This window comes from Paenibacillus sp. 01T442 (genome assembly GCF_056398345.1).
This window is the reverse complement of the sequence record NZ_JBFTPF010000199.1, coordinates 1-1,153: the sequence shown is the minus strand read 5'-3', so window position 1 is coordinate 1,153 and position 1,153 is coordinate 1. Positions and strand designations below refer to the sequence as shown.

Annotated in this window: 1 protein-coding gene and 1 pseudogene; one reads left to right on the top strand and one right to left on the bottom strand. The window is 38.3% G+C overall.

Features of this window, described 5'->3' with window-relative positions:
• The coding region (locus AC1DLM_RS35380) for a hypothetical protein (RefSeq protein WP_477572623.1) at positions 1 to 861 on the bottom strand (861 nt) is incomplete at its 3' end.
• Between the two features lie 91 nt (positions 862 to 952).
• Here AC1DLM_RS35380 and AC1DLM_RS35375 point away from each other — a divergent pair.
• Positions 953 to 1,153: pseudogene (locus AC1DLM_RS35375) on the top strand (CPBP family intramembrane glutamate endopeptidase); the annotation flags it as partial.

Below are 1,153 nucleotides of genomic sequence, written 5' to 3'. Positions count from 1 at the left end.
GCCTTTGACAAAGTCACCTGTGCGAACAGCATTCGTGCTAAGCAATAATTCCATGGTTTGATTCACATCATTCACATTTAATTTCTTGGCTTGGCCGGACGCGATGAATTCATCAATCCTGATAGTTAAATCTTGCGGATAGAAAGGCGAGAATGCCTTATTTTTCAATAATTTAGCGGTAATATATACGTTCTTTACGTTGAAATTCATAGCGCGCCATTGATCGAGATTGGCTGTATTATTAGGATCGAAATATTCAATGTCTGGATCCATAGTGCCATTCCAAACTAGGATGGAGTCGAAATAATTTTTCTGTGCGGTTAAGGCTTGTGTTTTGGCTTCTAAGAAGTACGCATCCTTCTGAATGGCATCAAGCAGCTGTGAATGACTTTGTGCATTAGCTTTAGATTGATAAGTACTTAACGCGTCGGTAAAAAGCTTTAAGCTTTTCAGATAGCCTTGGTGTGACTGCACGAGCAGTGGCGAAGAGGCAGGCATGTTTTTACTTTGCAGCGTATTATATTTGTCTGCAGCAATTTTACTTAGCTCTTTCAGAACGGCAGATGCATCCACGGCGGCGGTGTTATCCATTTCAATTTGACTCAATAATTCAAACCATTTATTCTGAAATTCCCTAAAGGGTAAAAAGATGGTATGGTAATATGACACTAGCACTTGTTGGTCATAAGCGCCTATTTCGGGTACAGCTGCTTGATCAGCATGCATGATTTTATCATATTTTAAATCGGATTTCGTTTGTCCTAATCGCAAGCCATAGAAAAAAGCGCCAAGTATACAGACCAGCATAAAGATAAACATGAGGGCAAATAAATAATCAGTGCGGGTAAGACGCTTCTCCATAAATCAAGCTCCTTGTTGTCTTTTATAGTTGTTTTAGTATAGGTCAATCAGCATGAAAAAGGAATATTATAAGGAAATGAGGCTGCTTCCTTTGAAAAAAATCGATTTTAAGAACCTTCGTATTGGGAAAGTTGATATCAATGAACTGAATGACAAGACTTTATTGCTGAATCTTTATATTACACAACTGCTTACGCTTATTATCGGAATTATCATCCTATTATTTCAGAGTAATTCAAAGATTCTTTCTGCGTTGTCGTTTCAAGGTGGTTGGCGTGTCCTCATTTGGGGT